This window comes from Pseudomonas sp. NPDC098740 (assembly GCF_044760065.1).
Lineage (GTDB): Bacteria > Pseudomonadota > Gammaproteobacteria > Pseudomonadales > Pseudomonadaceae > Aquipseudomonas > Aquipseudomonas rossensis.
In genome coordinates, this window is the sequence record NZ_JBIWAM010000006.1 from 245,242 (window position 1) to 260,381 (window position 15,140).

Genomic DNA, 15,140 nt, shown 5'->3' on the forward strand with positions numbered 1-15,140 from the left:
GACAGGTAAAAGGACTCAAGGCATGTTCAACGGTAAATCGATTTTCATCTCCGGCGGCACCGGCTCGTTCGGGCGCAATTTCATCCGCCGGCTGCTGGAGCAATACCAGCCCAAGCGCGTGGTGGTGTTTTCCCGCGATGAGCTCAAGCAGTACGAGATGCAGCAGACGTTCAACGCGCCGTGCATGCGTTACTTCATCGGTGATGTGCGCGACGCCGACCGTTTGCGTCAGGCCATGCGCGGAATCGATTACGTGGTGCATGCCGCGGCCCTGAAACAAGTGCCGGCGGCGGAATACAACCCCACTGAATGCATTCGTACCAACGTCAACGGCGCGGAAAACATCATCGCCGCTGCCATCGACAACGGCGTGAAAAAAGTCGTCGCATTGTCTACTGACAAGGCCGCCAGCCCGATCAACCTGTACGGCGCGACCAAGCTGCTGTCGGACAAGCTGTTCGTGGCCGCCAACAACATTGCCGGCGAACAGCAGACTCGCTTTGCCGTGGTCCGCTACGGCAACGTCGCTGGCTCGCGCGGTTCGGTGGTGCCGTTCTTCAGCAAACTGATTGCCGAGGGCGCCCAGGAGCTGCCGATCACCGATGAGCGCATGACGCGTTTCTGGATCACCCTCGATCACGGTGTGAAGTTTGTGCTCGATAGTTTTGCCCGCATGCACGGTGGTGAAGTGTTTGTGCCGAAGATCCCGTCGATTCGCATCGTCGATCTGGCGCGGGGCATGGCTGAGCATTTGCCGCATAAAAACGTCGGTATTCGTCCAGGGGAAAAACTCCATGAGCTGATGGTCCCGCTGGATGACGCGCGTATGACCCTGGAGTTCGATGATCACTACACCATTCAGCCGTCGATCCGCTTCACCAGCGTCGACGTGGATTTTGCCGTCGACAAACTGGGCGAGCAGGGCAAGCCTGTGAGCGAGGATTTCGAGTACCGCTCCGACACCAACCCGCACTTCCTGTCGGTAGGCCAGATCGCAGATCTGCACGCGGAGCTGTCGGCATGATTCCCTACGGTCGGCAAAGCCTCGATCAGGCAGACATCGATGCGGTGGTCGCCGTGTTGCAGTCCGACTGGCTGACACAAGGGCCGACCATTGAACGCTTCGAACAGGCCATGGCCGAGCGTTGTCAGGCCGATTTTGCGGTGGCAGTGTGCAATGCCACGGCGGCGCTGCACATTGCCTGCCTGGCGGCAGGGCTTGGTCCGGGTGATCGCTTGTGGACGACGCCGAACACTTTTCTGGCGTCGGCCAACTGCGGCCGCTACTGCGGCGCTGACGTCGACTTCGTGGATATCGATCCGCTGACCTGGAACCTCGACGCCTACACCCTGGCGGCGAAGCTCGAAGCTGCCGAGCGCGAAGGCACGCTGCCGAAGGTTCTGGTGGCCGTGGCGTTTTCCGGTCAAAGCTGCGACATGCGCATGATCGCCGAGTTGGCCGAACGCTATGGCTTTACGGTGATCGAGGATGCGTCCCACGCGGTCGGCGCATCCTATGCCGGGCGTCCGGTGGGCTGCGGCGAATTTGCGGCGATGACGGTATTCAGTTTTCACCCGGTGAAGATCATCACCAGTGCCGAGGGCGGCATGGTCCTGACTAACCGCCCGGAACTGGCCGAACGCTTGCAGCGCTTGCGCAGCCACGGCATGACCCGCGATCCGCAGCAGATGACCGAATCCAGTCACGGTCCTTGGTACTACCAGCAAGTGGAATTGGGCTTCAACTACCGGATCACTGATCTGCAAGCGGCGCTCGGTCTGTCACAACTGAATAAGCTCGATGACTTCATCGAGCGTCGTCGCGAGCTGGCGGCGCGTTATGAGCGGTTGCTGGCGTACTTGCCGCTGACTTTGCCCAGCGCGCAGCCAGAGGCCGAGTCGGCGTGGCATCTGTACGTGGTGCGCTTGCAGCCGGAGCGGATCAACCTCAGCCATCGACAGGTGTTCGAAGGCTTGCGAGCGGCCGGGGTGGGTGTGAACCTGCACTATATTCCGCTGCACTTGCAGCCGTACTATCGCGACCTGGGTTTTGCCGAGGGGGATTTTCCCCAGGCCGAACGTTATTACGCCGAGGCCATCAGCCTGCCGCTGTTTCCTCTGCTGAGCGATGAACAACAGGACTATGTGGTCGAGCAATTGCGACGACTGATTCTTGAGGCATAGTGACTTGAGGAATAGTGACTTGAGGAGTAGTGACTCTTGAGCTGTGTTGCGATCATCCCGGCCCGCGGTGGCAGCAAGCGAATCCCGCGCAAGAACCTCAAGCCGTTCGACGGCGTGCCGATGATCGTCCGTTCGATTCGCAAGGCGCAGGAGTCGAATCTGTTCGACCAGGTGATCGTCAGCACCGACGATGAAGAGATCGCCGAGGTCGCACGGGCCAATGGGGCTCAAGTGCCGTTCATGCGGCCCGCGGCGCTTGCCGACGATTTCACCGGGACCGCAGCGGTGATCGTGCATGCCTTGAAGCAATTGCCAGCGTTCGACTATGCCTGCTGCATCTACGCGACGGCGCCGTTGTTGCAGGCGCGTTATCTGCGTCAGGGGCGTGAATTGCTCGTGCAGCGTCCGGACAAGTCTTTCGCGTTTTCAGTCGCCGGTTTTGGCTTCCCGGTGCAACGGGCCTTGACCCTCGACGAACAGGGCGCCTTGACCTCGCTCTACCCGGAATTTCGCGATACCCGTTCGCAGGATTTGGCCGAAGCTTTTCAAGATGCAGGCCAGTTCTACTGGGGGCGTAGCGAAGCCTGGTTGCGTGGCGATGTGCTGTTCTCGCCGGCGAGCCTGCCGGTGATTCTGCCACGGCATCTGGTGCAGGACATCGACACGCTTGAGGACTGGAAGCGTGCCGAATACCTCTACGCCGCCTTGAAGGCGGGTGGTGAACTGCAATGAGAGTGCTGATCCGCGCTGATGCATCGCCGATCATTGGCAGCGGCCATATCGCCCGCTGCCTGACCCTGGCCAGGATGTTGCGCAAGCAGGGCTCGCATGTTGCCTTCGCGTGTCGTCTGTTGCCGGGGCATCGGCTGAACAGTCTGCGGGCCGAGGGTTTCGAGACTTTCGCGCTGCCGGAGCGCTATCCCGATGAAGACCCACAGCAGGCCATCGAGTCGATGCTGCCGTGGCAAGCGGACATCGCTGCGCTGGGGCAAGCACTGGAAAGTCATCCAGCTTTCGACTGGATCATCGCCGACCACTATGGCCTCGATCATCATTGGCAGACTGCCGCGCGCCGCTGGGCTCCAAGAATTGCGGCGGTGGATGATTTGGCCACTCGGCAATACAGCGTCGATCTGCTGCTCAATCAAAATCTGTCGGGCACGCCAGAGGCTTATGTCTCACTGCTGACGCCCGATTGCCAGACTTTGCTCGGCCCACGGTTTGCCCTGCTGCGCGATGAGTTCTGTTGCCCGGCGATCGAGATCAAACCTCGAGCCAGGCGCGTACTGGTGAACTTTGGCGGTTTCGATGCGGCCATGCAGACCCATCACGCGATGTTGGCGCTGGCGGACTTCCATGAGCTGGAAATCGATTTCGTGGCGGGTGCCGACAATCCCGCCTTGGAGCAGATGCAGGGTTTGGTGGACTATCGTCCGAACTGGCGTTTGCACAGTTTTGTCAGCGACTTCTACCGGCTGATGACCGAGGTCGATCTGTTCATTGGTGCCGGTGGCGGTACCAGCTGGGAGCGGGCGGCCATGGGGCTGCCAACGATCTGCATTGCGGTCTCGAATAATCAGCAGGCCAACGGCGAGGTGATGGCGACCTCGGGTGCTCATGTGTTCCTGGGCAGCCGCGAGCAGGTCAGCGTCGAGCAGTTGCGCCAGACCATCGGTTTTGTCGTGGGCAATCAGGGGATTCGTCAGAGTCTGGCCGAACGTTCGCGGCAGTTGGTCGATGGCCGTGGGGCGCAGCGTGTGGCGGCGGCGCTGGCGGGGGCGGTGTTGCAGGTTCGTCAGGCCACGCAGGACGATGCGCAATTGTTGTTCGACGGGCGCAATGCCGAGGCGGTACGGCGCTGGTCGCTGGACACCCACGTCATCGACTGGCAGCGACATCAGGCCTGGCTGGCCGCGAGCCTGAGCAACCCGCGGCGGTTGCTGTTGATCGCCGAGGCAGATGATGGCCCGGTCGGTGTGCTGCGTTATGACCTTGACGATGCTCGTGCCGAAGTCTCGATTTACTTGTTCGAAAGCCGAATCGGCCTGGGCTGGGGCAGGGCGCTGCTGGCGCGGGGCGAAGCCTTCGTCACCGCTCATTGGTCGTCACTGGAAGCCATCACTGCTCAGGTGCTGCCGGCCAACCAAGCGTCGCTGAAAGTTTTCCGCGAGGCAGGTTTCACTCAGAGTGCTTGTGCGTTCACACGCGATTTAAAGGATCACCCATGACCAGTTTCAAGATCGGCAACCGCTCGATCGGTGCCGATGCGCCGCCGTTCATCATTGCCGAAATGAGCGGCAACCATAACCAGTCGCTGGAGGTGGCGCTGCAAATCGTCGAAGCCGCGGCCCAGGCCGGCGCGCACGCCTTGAAGCTGCAAACCTATACCGCCGAGACCATGACGCTGGACCTGTCCGAAGGCGAGTTCTTCATCAAGGATCCCAACAGCTTGTGGGCCGGTTCTTCGCTGTACGCGCTGTACGAGAAGGCCCATACGCCATGGGAATGGCACGCGCCGATTTTCGCTCGGGCTAAAGAGCTGGGCATGCTGGCGTTCTCCACACCATTCGATGACACCGCCGTGGACTTCCTCGAAAGCCTGGACGTGCCGGCCTACAAGATCGCCAGTTTCGAGAACACCGATCTGCCGTTGATCCGGCGGGTCGCTGCCACCGGCAAGCCGCTGATCATCTCCACCGGCATGGCCAGCATCGCCGAGCTCGATGAAACCGTGCGTGCAGCCCGTGAGGCCGGTTGCAAGGACCTGGTGTTGCTCAAGTGCACCAGCACGTACCCGGCGACGCCAGCCAACAGTAATGTGCGCACCATCCCTCATCTGCGCGAGTTATTTGGCTGTGAAGTCGGTTTGTCCGATCATTCGATGGGCGTCGGCGTGTCCGTCGCTGCGGTTGCGCTGGGGGCGACGGTGGTGGAAAAACACTTCACCCTTGACCGTGCCGCCGGTGGCGTGGACGCCAGTTTCTCCCTGGAACCAGCCGAACTCGCCAGCCTGGTGATCGAAACCGAACGCGCCTGGCAGGCCATGGGCCAAGTGCATTACGGCGTGACCGAGGCCGAGCGCAAGTCTCTGGTATACCGTCGTTCGTTGTACGTCACTCAGGACATGGTTGCCGGTGAGCCTTTCACCGTCGCCAATCTGCGGGCCATCCGGCCTGGCTTGGGGCTGGCTCCCAAACACGCTGAAACCCTTCTGGGCCGCCGCGCCCGCCAGGCCATCAAGCGCGGAACGCCGCTGGACTGGTCGCTGGTCGAATAATCCCTTGTGGGGCTGATTCGGCAAAATAGCGTGACCTGCGAGTCATAACGCGCATCTTCACTGTATTGTATAAAAAGGGGAGATGGCGCCTGGACTGTTTTTAGCCCAGTGATGGCCTTCTATTCTTCCCGCTGTCACCCGTTGAGGGCGACGTTATTCGTTGTTTGTCGGCGCCCCTCGAATCCTTGCGAGCGGTGGTATTGGGCTGTTTATTATTGGGAAGCCGTAATGATTGGCATAAAGAGCATTGCGAGCTACGTTCCTGTAGCCGGCGTGGACAATTACGCACAAGGTGCAAAATTCGAAAAGGATGAAGAGTTCATCCTGGGCAAGATCGGTTCGGCTTTCCTGCCGCGTAAAGATGCAGGGCAAGAAACTTCGGACCTGTGTGTCGAAGCAGTCAACGCGCTGTTCGCCAACAATCCAGAATTGAAGCGCGAAGCCATCGACGTGCTGATCGTCGTTACCCAGAACGGTGACGAAGAAGGTCTGCCACACACCGCCGCCATCGTTCAGGACAAACTGGGCCTGCCGACGACCGTGGCTGCATTCGACATTTCCCTGGGCTGCTCCGGTTACGTCTACGGCATCTACGCCATCAAAGGCTTCATGGAAGCCGCGGGGCTGAAGAATGGCTTGCTGGTGACCGCCGATCCATACTCCAAGATCGTCGACCCGGAAGACCGCAACACCACCATGCTTTTCGGCGATGCCGCCACCGCCACCTGGATGGCCGAAGATGCGCCATGGCAGTTGGGCAAGGCCAAGTTCGGCACCGACGGTTCCGGCGCGCCGCACCTGAAGGTTTCCGACGGGGTGTTCTTCATGAACGGCCGTCAGGTCTTCAACTTCGCGCTGCTCAAAGTGCCGGCGCATTTGCATGAATTGCTCGCTGACTCGGGGCTGACGGCTGACGACATCGATGCCTTCTGCATTCACCAGGGCAGCGCGGCGATTGTCGACGCCGTGGCGCGGCGTTTCGAGGGCGAGCCCGAGAAGTTCATCAAGGACATGGTCGAGACCGGTAATACCGTGTCGTCGAGCATTCCGTTGCTGCTGGAAAAACATGTGCTCGATTCCAAGTGGAAGCGTGTGGCACTCAGCGGTTTCGGTGTTGGTTTGTCTTGGGGGTCGGCGATCATCTATCGTCCTTGAACCTCGGCTCTTTAGTCAAAGAAAGCCAGGCAAAAAAAAGCGTTCAAGGTGTAACCTTGAACGCTATTTTTTTGCCCGAATGAAAAGCGAGGCTGCATGAGCGAGTTCTTTGAGCGCAACGCCGAGGTCATACAGCGCCGCTGGCCGCTGCTGTCTGCGCGCTTGCTGGTTGAAGACGCGAGCCTGTTGCAGGCCGATCTGGTCGAAGGCCTGGGCTCGACGTTGAGCATCAACGGCATTCAATTGACCAGTCGCCATGACCGCAATCGCGAGGCCAGGCTTCAGGCCGACAGTCTGCCCGACAGTCCGGTGGTGCATGTCTACGGCACCGGATTGGGCGATCTGCAGATGGAGCTACTGCAGCGCGTCGGGCTTGAACGTTTATACGTACACATCCTCAACGGCGCGGTATTTGCGTTGGTGCTGCAATTGCTCGATCAGCAGCAGTGGCTCAGCGATCCGCGGGTCGAGCTGTTGTATGCCGGTGATCTGGCGGAAATCCAGCTGCCGTTCTTTGCCTTGCCGTCCGAGCTGGTGCTGGCCGATGGCTTCAATGCCAAGATCCGCGATCGCCTGATCAGCGAAACTCACCTGACCTTTAACAACCGTGAGTTCGACCCTCAGGCTCCCGACATCGTCGAGCGCTTGCAGGCTAGCCTGGAGCTGGTGCAGACCGATCGCGATGTGACCGAGTTGTTCGGTTCGCGCAAAGGGCAGGAGGTGTTCGTCATTGCCACGGGCCCGAGCCTTGAACAGCACTTCGAGACCTTGCACACGATTCGCAATCAGGCCGAGCGGCCGTTGTTCATCTGTGTCGATACGGCCTACCGACCGCTGCTCAATCACGGGATCCGCCCCGATGTGGTGGTCAGCATCGACCAGCGTATTTCGGCCCGCCACCTGCCGTCCGAAGGCACCGCCGATATTACCCTGGTGTATATGCCCATGGTCGACCCTCAGGTGCTGGCGGCCTGGCAAGGGCCGCGATATGCCGGTTATTCCGCCAGCCCGATCTACCAACAATTGCGTCGGCAATGGCCCAAGGGTGAGCTGTATGTCGGCGGCAGTGTGATTCATCCGGCAGTGGACCTGGCGGTGAAGATGGGCGCGGCGCAGATCACCCTGTTCGGTGCCGACTTCGCCTTTCCCAACAACAAGACCCACGCGGGCTGGAACGATGGCGACCTGGGGCCGCAACTGGGCGCCGCCAAACACTGGGTGCTCGATGGTAACGGTCAACGCATCAAGACCCAGCTCAATTTTCGCAGTTATCTATGTGAGCTGGAGCGCTTTATCGCAGGGCATCCTCAGGTGCGCTTCTATAACAGCAGCCGGGCAGGGGCGATGATCGCCGGTACGGCTTTTCATCCGGAGTTGGCGTCATGATTGGGCTTGAATCCTTTGTCGTCGACTCAGAGCAATGCGCGGCATTGTTCCGTTTGGGGCGTGATGTAGAAGCCGGGCTGGCGATGATCGAGCTGATGGGGGCCGTGCAACCGTCCTTTGATCTGACGCTGCAGGTTACGCAGCAGCAGTGGGTATTGTTGCTCGGCCAGATACTCGAGTGTCAGGAGGCGCAGAACTGGCTGGCACTGGCGGACTATCTGGAATACGAACTGGTCCAGTTGCTGCGCGACAGTCTGTCCATTTAAACAATTTCTCTTCTGCCGGTGCCGGCGAGTCCTCGCCAATCTGTCACCGGCATTTCCCTGACGTCATTTTTTCGCTGCGCTCACGCTGGCAAACCCTTGAATTACGGGGGGGGTGGCAACGTGATGGCAAATTTTTTTGAAAATCCCCTAAAGCAAGTTGCAATCCCGACGATAACTATTACGAAGGTTCTCTAGGCCATACCCGGCGGTTGCCAGGGCCGGAAGCCGCAGTACCCAACCAACGAGGAATTCGTCATGGCTTTAACAGTAAACACTAACGTTACATCGTTGAACGTTCAGAAAAACCTGAACCGTGCTTCCGACGCTCTGTCGACTTCGATGACTCGCCTGTCTTCCGGTCTGAAAATCAACAGCGCTAAAGACGACGCCGCGGGCCTGCAAATCGCTACCCGTATGACTTCGCAGATCCGTGGTCAGACCATGGCTATAAAAAACGCCAACGACGGTATCTCGATCGCTCAGACCGCTGAAGGCGCGATGCAAGAATCGACTAACATTCTGCAGCGTATGCGTGAACTGGCTGTTCAATCGCGAAACGACTCGAACGGCACTGCTGACCGTGCTGCTCTGAACAAAGAATTCGCTTCGATGTCGGACGAGCTGACTCGTATCGCCAAGTCGACCAACCTGAACGGCAAAAACCTGATCGACGGCACCGCTGGCACCATGACCTTCCAGGTGGGCTCCAACACCGGCGCTACCAACCAGATCACTTTGACCTTGGCCAGCGGCTTCGACGCAGTGACCCTGTCGGTTGACAAGGCTACCGTTCAGATCACTGGTGACAGCTCGGGTACCGCTGAAGCTTCGATGAACAACGCGCTGACCAAAATCGACGCCGCTCTGGCCACGATCAACTCCAGCCGTGCTGACCTCGGTGCTGCACAAAACCGTCTGACCAGCACCATCTCCAACCTGCAGAACATCAACGAAAACGCCAGTGCTGCACTGGGTCGCGTACAAGATACCGACTTCGCTTCTGAAACTGCACAGCTGACCAAGCAACAAACTCTGCAGCAAGCTTCCACCGCAATTCTGGCCCAGGCCAACCAACTGCCATCCGCTGTACTGAAACTGCTTCAGTAATAGCTGGATGAGTTTTGGCGAGGGAGTGCGCACGTCGCGCTCCTTCGCTTTTTACTTTAAGAGGTGATGGACATGGATATGAGCGTCAAGCTGAACTTGTCTTATCCTGCGGCCAAGCAGGCGACGACTGTTGCCGATAAGCATGCGGAAAAGCCTCGAGCGGTAGTTGCTCCAGTAACTGCCGTCAAGGACGAAGGTAAGAGCGAACAGACCGAGCAGGACAAACTGAAGGTAGCTGTTCAGGAAATTGAAAAGTTCGTTCAGTCGGTCAAGCGCAATCTGGAATTCTCGATCGACGAGCCTTCGGGCAAAGTGGTCGTCAAAGTCATTGCCAGCGAATCCGGTGAGGTGATCCGTCAGATCCCCAACGAAGAAGTCCTGAAACTGGCCAATAGTTTGAATGATGCAAGCAGCCTGTTGTTCAGCGCTAAAGTCTGACAACTGGCACGAATTTTGTTGCTATGTTCTTTTGGGCGTTGTAGTGGTCAAAAGGCCGGCGACACACTGAAGGGAGTTTCACATGGCAAGTCCAATTCTACCGGGCACAGGTTTAGGTTCCGGCCTTGATACTGGTGCTATCGTCAAAGCCTTGGTGAACGCCGATAAAGCGGCCAAGCAAGGTCAGATCGATCGTGGAGCCGCGACGAATACGTCGAGCATTTCCGGGATTGGTACCTTGAAGTCGCTGTTGGCGACGTTCCAGAAAACCCTCACCGACCTGGGGAGCACCACAAGCCCTCAGTTCACCGGTTTTGCGGCAACGTCCTCCGACCTCAAAGTGTTGACCGCCACGTCCAGTAACGCGGCTGTTTCCGGTAGCTATGTAGTGGACGTCACCAAGCTTGCGACCTCGTCGAAGGTTGCCAGCGCGGCATTTTCCGGTGGTACAACCAGTGCGATCCCGGCGGGTACGCTGACCATCACCCAGAATGGCAAAAGCTACCCGGTCACAGTGGGTGCAGGTGCGACGCTGCAATCGGTGCGCGACTCGATCAACACCCAATATCAGTCCAGTGGTTTGAGCGCCAACATCGTGACCGACAGCTTTGGCTCGCGGCTGGTGCTGGGTTCCACGACCACGGGCGCAGGTTCCGATATTTCGGCCAGCGGTATCGCGGGTCTGGAAATCGACGGCTCGGTCAAAATGGCTGCTACGCCAACCGCCACCTCCTCGGGCGCCATCGGCGAGCTGGCTCAGGATGCGGTGTTCACCGTCGATGGACTGTCGCTGACCAGTAAATCGAATACGGTCGACAAGTCGATTTCGGGGTTGACCCTGAACCTGCTGGCAGTCGGCAAATCGACCGTCAACGTCGCGTCCAACAATGACGGACTGAAGGCGTCGATCCAGAAGTTCGTCGATGCGTACAACGCCGTCGCCAACGCTGTGACTTCTTTGACCAAGCCTTCCCTGGACGACGATGGCAACCCGACTATTGCCGGCCCGCTGACGGGTGACCCGTTGCCGCGTTCGATCCTTGATGCCCTGCGCGGGCCTCTGTCCCAGACGGGTGCCGGGGACAAGCTCACTGTGCTGTCGCAGCTGGGGATTACCACTAACCAGAAGACTGGCGCTCTGGATTTCGATTCAACGAAATTCACTGCTGCCATGAATGATAAAAAACTGGGTGGTGAAGTTCAGACGCTGTTTACCGGAACCAATGGTCTGATTGAGCGCATGAACAATGCGATCAAACCATTTACCACATCGAAACTGGTCAATGGCCAAAGCGTCGACTCCATTCTGGATGCGCGCTCCAAGGCACTGGATGTGACCAAGAAGCGTCTGACCAATGATCAGGCCGCCCTGGACCGCCGAATCGAGACCCTGACCGCGGTACTGACCAAAAAGTACAACGACATGGATACTCTGGTCGGCAAGCTGAAAGCGACAGCCAGTAACATCACGTCGATGTTCGAAGCGATGACTGCGCAACAGAAGAACTCGTAGCACTCACAGTGCCAAAAGCCCGGCAGCGTTTTCACGCTCCGGGCTTTTTGTTTTTGAATCTAAAGTTTTTTGACGCGTCGTCGATACACTGGTTATACGAACCACAGATTTCTGATGAGGTACAACATGAATCCAATGTTAGCCCTTCGCCAATACCAGAAGATTGGCGCTCAGGCGCAAACGTCCGAAGCCAGCCCTCATCGTCTGGTGCAGATGCTGATGGAGGGTGGACTGGATCGTATTGCGCAGGCCAAAGGCGCGATGGAGCGCAAGGACATCGCCAATAAAGGCGTTCTGATCGGCAAGGCCATCGGCATTGTCGGTGGACTGCGTGAAGGTCTGGATCTGGAAAACCAGGCCGAGTCAGTGGGTGAGCTGGATAACCTCTACACCTACATGATGAAGCGTCTGGCCGAAGCCAACATCAAGACAGATCCAAAGATTCTCGACGAAGTCGCCGATCTGCTTCGCACCGTCAAAGACGGCTGGGATGCTATCGCCGCGCCGGGTCCGCAGTTTTAAGGAGATCACCATGAGTCTTGTATTGCAGCGAATCGAACAAACCCGTGAAGGCCTGGTCGGTGCTTTGGCCGAGCGTAACTGGGAAGCCATTGGTGAGTTGGACCTGGCTTGCCGTTCCTGCATGGAAGACGTCTTGAGTGAAGCTTCGGTGGACGAGGCCGCGTTGCGCGATAACCTTGAGGAGTTGCTGGGGGTGTATAAACAGCTTCTGGAGGCGGCGACAGGGGAGAGGCAAGCGATAGTGGATGAGATGTCGCAGATCCACCAAGCACAGAGCGCGGCAAAGGTTTACCATCTGTTTGGTTGATTAACCGTCAGTTAATATAAACATAGTGCGCCATAAATTTGACTGTGCACGGTTTTTTGACTTAACTAGTGGCTGGTTGAACATTTCAGGCGTCTACAGGCATCAACGTGTCTGCAAGCGTCTAGCTTGCCCCCTCATTTCGGGCATTGAGTTGACTAGGGAAGTTGCTATTGCATGTGGCGTGAAACCAAAATTCTGCTGATTGATGACGATAGCGTCCGCCGTCGCGACTTGGCGGTGATATTAAATTTTCTTGGCGAAGAAAATTTACCCTGCGGTAGCCATGACTGGCAGCAGGCTGTCGGCTCATTGTCGTCAAGTCGCGAAGTAATCTGTGTCCTCATCGGGACGGTCAATGCGCCTGGCGTACTCGTGGGCTTGTTAAAGACACTCTCAACCTGGGATGAGTTCCTTCCGGTTTTGTTAATGGGCGATAATTCTTCCGTTGACTTGCCAGAAGACCAGCGTCGCCGAGTGCTTTCGACCCTCGAAATGCCACCCAGCTACAGCAAGTTGCTCGACTCCCTGCACCGTGCCCAGGTCTATCGCGAGATGTACGACCAGGCCCGCGAGCGCGGCCGTCACCGTGAACCCAATCTTTTCCGCAGTCTTGTCGGCACCAGTCGGGCGATTCAACACGTCCGTCAGATGATGCAGCAAGTCGCCGACACCGACGCCAGTGTGCTGATCCTCGGTGAGTCCGGGACCGGCAAGGAAGTGGTCGCGCGCAACCTGCACTATCACTCCAAGCGTCGTGACGCGCCGTTCGTACCGGTCAACTGCGGGGCGATCCCGGCCGAGTTGCTGGAAAGCGAACTGTTTGGCCACGAGAAGGGCGCCTTCACCGGGGCAATCACCAGCCGCGCCGGGCGTTTCGAACTGGCCAATGGCGGCACGCTGTTCCTCGATGAAATCGGCGACATGCCGCTGCCGATGCAGGTCAAGTTGCTGCGCGTATTGCAGGAACGCACCTTCGAGCGCGTGGGCAGCAACAAGACCCAAAGCGTCGATGTGCGGATCATCGCGGCAACCCACAAGAATCTCGAAAGCATGATCGAGATCGGTACCTTCCGCGAAGACTTGTACTACCGCCTGAACGTGTTCCCGATCGAAATGGCGCCACTGCGCGAGCGTGTCGAAGACATTCCGCTGCTGATGAACGAGTTGATCTCGCGCATGGAGCACGAGAAGCGTGGGTCGATCCGTTTCAATTCCGCGGCGATCATGTCGCTGTGCCGCCACGGCTGGCCGGGCAACGTCCGCGAGCTCGCCAACCTGGTGGAGCGCATGGCGATCATGCACCCGTACGGGGTGATCGGCGTGGTCGAACTGCCGAAAAAGTTCCGTTACGTCGATGACGAAGACGAGCAACTGGTCGACAGCTTGCGCAGCGATCTTGAAGAGCGCGTGGCCATCAACGGTCATACTCCGGACTTCTCTGCCGGCGCCATGCTGCCGCCGGAAGGTCTGGACCTGAAGGACTACCTCGGTGGTCTGGAGCAGGGGCTGATTCAGCAGGCGCTGGATGATGCCAATGGCATCGTGGCGCGCGCGGCAGAGCGGCTGCGTATTCGTCGCACCACGCTGGTGGAAAAGATGCGCAAGTACGGTATGAGCCGTCGTGACGGTGATGAACAGGCAGATGATTGACGCCTGTTTTTCAAGTCCTTCATTTGTAGGCGGTTTTTTTTAGGCACGGGTATTGCTACATCCCTCGCAACGTTCCGTTTAACTGACGGTCAGCCAAGCGAGAGAGCACGATGCCCCAAGCCGCCCAGATGTCTCCTGTCCCTGACGCTTCGGGACAACCGTCGTCCGTAGAGCAGGCGAGCCGGCTTGGCCTTGAGCAGGCGTTTGCACTGTTCAACCAGATGTCGAGCCAATTGACCGATTCCTACAGCATGCTCGAAGCCCGGGTCACCGAGCTCAAGGGTGAACTGGCAGTGGTCAGCGCTCAGCGCATGCAGGAACTGGCGGAAAAAGAACGCCTGGCCAACCGGCTGCAAAACCTCCTCGACCTGTTGCCCGGCGGCGTCATCGTCATCGACGCCCAAGGCATCGTGCGCGAAGCCAACCCCGCTGCTTGCGAGCTGCTCGGTCTGCCCCTTGAAGGCGAGTTGTGGCGTCATGTCATTGCCCGCTGCTTTGCGCCCCGTGAAGACGACGGTCACGAAATCTCGCTCAAGGACGGTCGGCGTTTGTCGATCTCCACTCGCTCGCTGGATGCCGAGCCCGGTCAGTTGGTGTTGCTCAACGACCTGACTGAAACCCGTCATCTGCAAGATCAGTTGGCCCGCCACGAACGTCTGTCGTCCCTCGGCCGAATGGTCGCTTCGCTGGCTCATCAGATTCGTACCCCCTTGTCCGCCGCCTTGCTCTACGCCAGTCATTTGACTGAGCAGGCGTTGCCGGTCGAGACCCAGCAACGTTTTGCCGGGCGCCTGAAAGAGCGTCTGCATGAGTTGGAGCATCAGGTTCGCGACATGCTGGTGTTTGCTCGCGGCGAGCTGCCGCTGACCGATCGCGTCACGCCCAAAATGTTGATGCAGTCGCTGCAGGCGGCAGCACTGACCCATGTGCAGGACCTGCCGATTCGCTGGCAGTGCGACAGTCACGCAGGTGAATTGCTGTGCAATCGCGACACCCTGGTCGGGGCGATCCTGAACCTGATCGAGAACGCCATCCAGGCCAGTGGCGGTGACGTCCGCTTGAAGGTCCACCTCTATACCCGTGACAACAACCTGCGCGTATCTGTCAGTGACAGCGGCAGTGGCATCGACACGAAAGTGCTGGCACGACTCGGCGAGCCGTTTTTTACCACTAAAACCACCGGAACCGGCCTCGGCCTGACCGTGGTCAAGGCAGTGACGCGTGCTCATCAAGGAGAATTGCAGCTGCGCTCGCGGCTCGGTCGCGGCACGGTCGCGCAGGTGATCCTGCCACTTTTTTCTGGTGAAAAGCCCAGCGCTCAGGGAGCGGAGTGAA

General features: G+C 58.6%; 15 protein-coding genes. All 15 read left to right on the top strand.

The window, feature by feature from the left end:
• Positions 1-22 precede the first annotated feature (22 nt).
• The 15 genes from pseB to ACIQU2_RS10330 all read left to right on the top strand — a co-directional run bounded on the left by pseB (position 23) and on the right by ACIQU2_RS10330 (position 15,139).
• Complete coding sequence (gene pseB, locus ACIQU2_RS10260; RefSeq protein WP_347803240.1) at positions 23-1,024, top strand: UDP-N-acetylglucosamine 4,6-dehydratase (inverting); 1,002 nt, start codon at positions 23-25, stop codon at positions 1,022-1,024.
• Entirely contained in the window at positions 1,021-2,184 is a 1,164-nt protein-coding gene (gene pseC / locus ACIQU2_RS10265) for a UDP-4-amino-4,6-dideoxy-N-acetyl-beta-L-altrosamine transaminase (RefSeq protein ID WP_347803241.1), read from the top strand. Before pseB ends, pseC begins: the two co-directional genes overlap by 4 nt.
• A gap of 36 nt (positions 2,185-2,220) precedes the next feature.
• Positions 2,221-2,916: a pseudaminic acid cytidylyltransferase gene (gene pseF, locus ACIQU2_RS10270; RefSeq protein ID WP_403140313.1), complete on the top strand. Its 696-nt coding sequence runs from the start codon at positions 2,221-2,223 to the stop codon at positions 2,914-2,916.
• A complete protein-coding gene (pseG, locus tag ACIQU2_RS10275) occupies positions 2,913-4,412 on the top strand; it encodes a UDP-2,4-diacetamido-2,4,6-trideoxy-beta-L-altropyranose hydrolase (RefSeq protein ID WP_403140314.1) in 1,500 nt (499 codons plus the stop codon). The genes pseF and pseG overlap by 4 nt, the downstream gene beginning before the upstream one ends.
• Positions 4,409-5,461, top strand: a complete 1,053-nt coding sequence (gene pseI / locus ACIQU2_RS10280; protein ID WP_347803244.1) for a pseudaminic acid synthase — start codon at positions 4,409-4,411, stop codon at positions 5,459-5,461. Before pseG ends, pseI begins: the two co-directional genes overlap by 4 nt.
• Before the next feature lie 228 nt (positions 5,462-5,689).
• The gene (locus ACIQU2_RS10285) at positions 5,690-6,616 is read left to right on the top strand and encodes a ketoacyl-ACP synthase III (RefSeq protein WP_347803245.1); all 927 of its coding nucleotides are present in this window, start codon (positions 5,690-5,692) and stop codon (positions 6,614-6,616) included.
• Positions 6,617-6,712: 96 nt separating this feature from the next.
• Complete coding sequence (locus tag ACIQU2_RS10290) at positions 6,713-8,002, top strand: 6-hydroxymethylpterin diphosphokinase MptE-like protein (protein ID WP_347803246.1); 1,290 nt, start codon at positions 6,713-6,715, stop codon at positions 8,000-8,002.
• Positions 7,999-8,268, top strand: coding sequence for a hypothetical protein (locus ACIQU2_RS10295; protein WP_347803247.1), 270 nt, complete (start codon positions 7,999-8,001; stop codon positions 8,266-8,268). The genes ACIQU2_RS10290 and ACIQU2_RS10295 overlap by 4 nt, the downstream gene beginning before the upstream one ends.
• Before the next feature lie 255 nt (positions 8,269-8,523).
• A complete protein-coding gene (locus ACIQU2_RS10300) occupies positions 8,524-9,375 on the top strand; it encodes a flagellin domain-containing protein (RefSeq protein WP_347803248.1) in 852 nt (283 codons plus the stop codon).
• Positions 9,376-9,447: 72 nt separating this feature from the next.
• Positions 9,448-9,813 carry a flagellar protein FlaG gene (locus ACIQU2_RS10305; RefSeq protein ID WP_347803249.1) on the top strand — a complete coding sequence of 122 codons (366 nt, stop codon included), beginning with the start codon at positions 9,448-9,450 and terminating at the stop codon, positions 9,811-9,813.
• Positions 9,814-9,895: 82 nt separating this feature from the next.
• Positions 9,896-11,326 (top strand): flagellar filament capping protein FliD, encoded by a 1,431-nt coding sequence (fliD, locus tag ACIQU2_RS10310; protein WP_347803250.1) that lies wholly within the window; start codon positions 9,896-9,898, stop codon positions 11,324-11,326.
• 126 nt (positions 11,327-11,452) lie between these two features.
• Positions 11,453-11,848, top strand: coding sequence for a flagellar export chaperone FliS (gene fliS, locus ACIQU2_RS10315; RefSeq protein WP_347803251.1), 396 nt, complete (start codon positions 11,453-11,455; stop codon positions 11,846-11,848).
• 10 nt (positions 11,849-11,858) lie between these two features.
• Entirely contained in the window at positions 11,859-12,155 is a 297-nt protein-coding gene (locus ACIQU2_RS10320; RefSeq protein ID WP_008151048.1) for a hypothetical protein, read from the top strand.
• A 174-nt stretch (positions 12,156-12,329) separates the two neighbouring features.
• A complete protein-coding gene (locus ACIQU2_RS10325) occupies positions 12,330-13,805 on the top strand; it encodes a sigma-54 dependent transcriptional regulator (protein WP_347803252.1) in 1,476 nt (491 codons plus the stop codon).
• A 128-nt stretch (positions 13,806-13,933) separates the two neighbouring features.
• Positions 13,934-15,139 carry a sensor histidine kinase gene (locus ACIQU2_RS10330; protein ID WP_403140396.1) on the top strand — a complete coding sequence of 402 codons (1,206 nt, stop codon included), beginning with the start codon at positions 13,934-13,936 and terminating at the stop codon, positions 15,137-15,139.
• Position 15,140 lies beyond the last annotated feature (1 nt).

Excerpts from the sequence above, each read along its gene's own strand:
- pseB (WP_347803240.1), top strand. The coding sequence starts at position 23 with ATGTTCAACGGTAAATCGATTTTCATCTCCGGCGGCACCGGCTCGTTC.
- pseC (WP_347803241.1), top strand. The coding sequence starts at position 1,021 with ATGATTCCCTACGGTCGGCAAAGCCTCGATCAGGCAGACATCGATGCG.
- pseG (WP_403140314.1), top strand. The coding sequence starts at position 2,913 with ATGAGAGTGCTGATCCGCGCTGATGCATCGCCGATCATTGGCAGCGGC.
- pseI (WP_347803244.1), top strand. The coding sequence starts at position 4,409 with ATGACCAGTTTCAAGATCGGCAACCGCTCGATCGGTGCCGATGCGCCG.
- ACIQU2_RS10285 (WP_347803245.1), top strand. The coding sequence starts at position 5,690 with ATGATTGGCATAAAGAGCATTGCGAGCTACGTTCCTGTAGCCGGCGTG.
- ACIQU2_RS10290 (WP_347803246.1), top strand. The coding sequence starts at position 6,713 with ATGAGCGAGTTCTTTGAGCGCAACGCCGAGGTCATACAGCGCCGCTGG.
- ACIQU2_RS10295 (WP_347803247.1), top strand. The coding sequence starts at position 7,999 with ATGATTGGGCTTGAATCCTTTGTCGTCGACTCAGAGCAATGCGCGGCA.
- ACIQU2_RS10300 (WP_347803248.1), top strand. The coding sequence starts at position 8,524 with ATGGCTTTAACAGTAAACACTAACGTTACATCGTTGAACGTTCAGAAA.
- ACIQU2_RS10305 (WP_347803249.1), top strand. The coding sequence starts at position 9,448 with ATGGATATGAGCGTCAAGCTGAACTTGTCTTATCCTGCGGCCAAGCAG.
- fliD (WP_347803250.1), top strand. The coding sequence starts at position 9,896 with ATGGCAAGTCCAATTCTACCGGGCACAGGTTTAGGTTCCGGCCTTGAT.
- fliS (WP_347803251.1), top strand. The coding sequence starts at position 11,453 with ATGAATCCAATGTTAGCCCTTCGCCAATACCAGAAGATTGGCGCTCAG.
- ACIQU2_RS10320 (WP_008151048.1), top strand. The coding sequence starts at position 11,859 with ATGAGTCTTGTATTGCAGCGAATCGAACAAACCCGTGAAGGCCTGGTC.
- ACIQU2_RS10325 (WP_347803252.1), top strand. The coding sequence starts at position 12,330 with ATGTGGCGTGAAACCAAAATTCTGCTGATTGATGACGATAGCGTCCGC.
- ACIQU2_RS10330 (WP_403140396.1), top strand. The coding sequence starts at position 13,934 with ATGTCTCCTGTCCCTGACGCTTCGGGACAACCGTCGTCCGTAGAGCAG.